Source organism: Photobacterium lucens (assembly GCF_009873615.1).
Lineage (GTDB): Bacteria > Pseudomonadota > Gammaproteobacteria > Enterobacterales > Vibrionaceae > Photobacterium > Photobacterium lucens.
In genome coordinates, this window is the sequence record NZ_SSMG01000219.1 from 1 (window position 1) to 1,378 (window position 1,378).

Sequence of the window (1,378 nt, forward strand, 5' to 3'; positions counted from 1 at the left end):
TATTACAATTATACGCTTCTTCTTATAAAAACACACTTATAAAAAGGTTTTTCTTATGTCAGATTCAAACATTACTGTTAAAAATTCTGTTTCATTCGATGATTATTTAAGATTACGTTTTTCAACTGGCAAAGGTTACTCGTACTACCACGGTTCAGATGAATCAGCTCAGCGAGCGATTGCTGTATCATGTGCGTTAGAATTAGTTAGAGCTCAAATTTCATCAGGTTCGGGCTATAAACTTGATGGACAATTAAGTCAGCTATCAACGTTTGCAGATCAAATTCAAGATGCATTAAAAGTGAACAATCAATAAGGAAAGTTCACTTTGAGCTAAACCTGTTTAACGTAATCGGCCTAAAGCGACCGATACAATACTAGGTAACAATCAGATACTAAAAGACCGCCTCAATGGGCGGTCATTTAAAAGTAATTCTATTTATGCGTACTACATATTTATGAATAGATTCATATAATCATTTTTAGATTTATATAAAACAAAATTACCTATTACTAGCATAATTGCCAAACAGATGTAAACAAAAGGGATACATGTCATTGCATAATACATCCAAGATGTTTTTATAATTTCATTATATTTGTATATATTATATGCCAGAATAATGGTCGATATTATACGCACCCCTAATCCTTCTTTTACCAACACACCAAATAAAGAAGCAAGAAAAAAATACTTCTTTCTTTCTAAGTTGAAAATAATTTTATCTATCATTGTTCCCTCCGATATACGAAAGAGAAGCTTACCACTGATATTTACCACTAATTTGTTACGCAGTTGTAATAATTTAAATATGCATTTTGAACCCCACATTTAAACCGCACTTAGGTGCAAAAGCTTATGGCTATATATAAAGGATCCATTTTCAGACCATGAACAGCTGTATTTAACATATTTGTTCTTTCCCGCACCACAGAATCACATTACACATAAAAACAGGATTTTAAGCCCTGTTTTTGCATCATTTCAGCATCACTTGTGGCTAAAATAGCGCATTTAATATTTGTTAAATACGTAACAAATCACAGTAAAAGCAAGTCATCCTGATATTGCTACCAACGAATCAAAACTAGCTCCCTTTCACTTCCCTCGCTATCGTCTCCCTGCTGCACTCCAACTACTACTGTATCTTTGAGTAACGGCGCCCACGATACTGACCTTCTTCCTTTGTTCTCCCTTTCTTTCTCTATGTACCTTACCTCGGCGTTTATTATTACATTTAGGTAATAATCTTTTGCACTTTAGATGCATTGTTGTTTTTAGGGTAATTATTGATAATAGCCCCATCGAAACGCACAAGGCGTTCACAAACATAAATACACAAGGTTTTATTACTCATGAAAACAGTTATTAAAGCAA

1 protein-coding gene is annotated in these 1,378 nt (G+C 33.5%); it reads left to right on the top strand.

The features are described 5' to 3' along the window. The first annotated feature begins 55 nt into the window (after nt 1-55). Nucleotides 56-316, top strand: a complete 261-nt coding sequence (locus E5A76_RS09875; protein WP_161118823.1) for a hypothetical protein — start codon at nt 56-58, stop codon at nt 314-316. The last annotated feature ends 1,062 nt before the right edge of the window (nt 317-1,378 follow it).

What these genes read in the sequence shown, in the direction of transcription:
- E5A76_RS09875 (WP_161118823.1), top strand. Translation starts at nt 56, where the DNA reads ATGTCAGATTCAAACATTACTGTTAAAAATTCTGTTTCATTCGATGAT.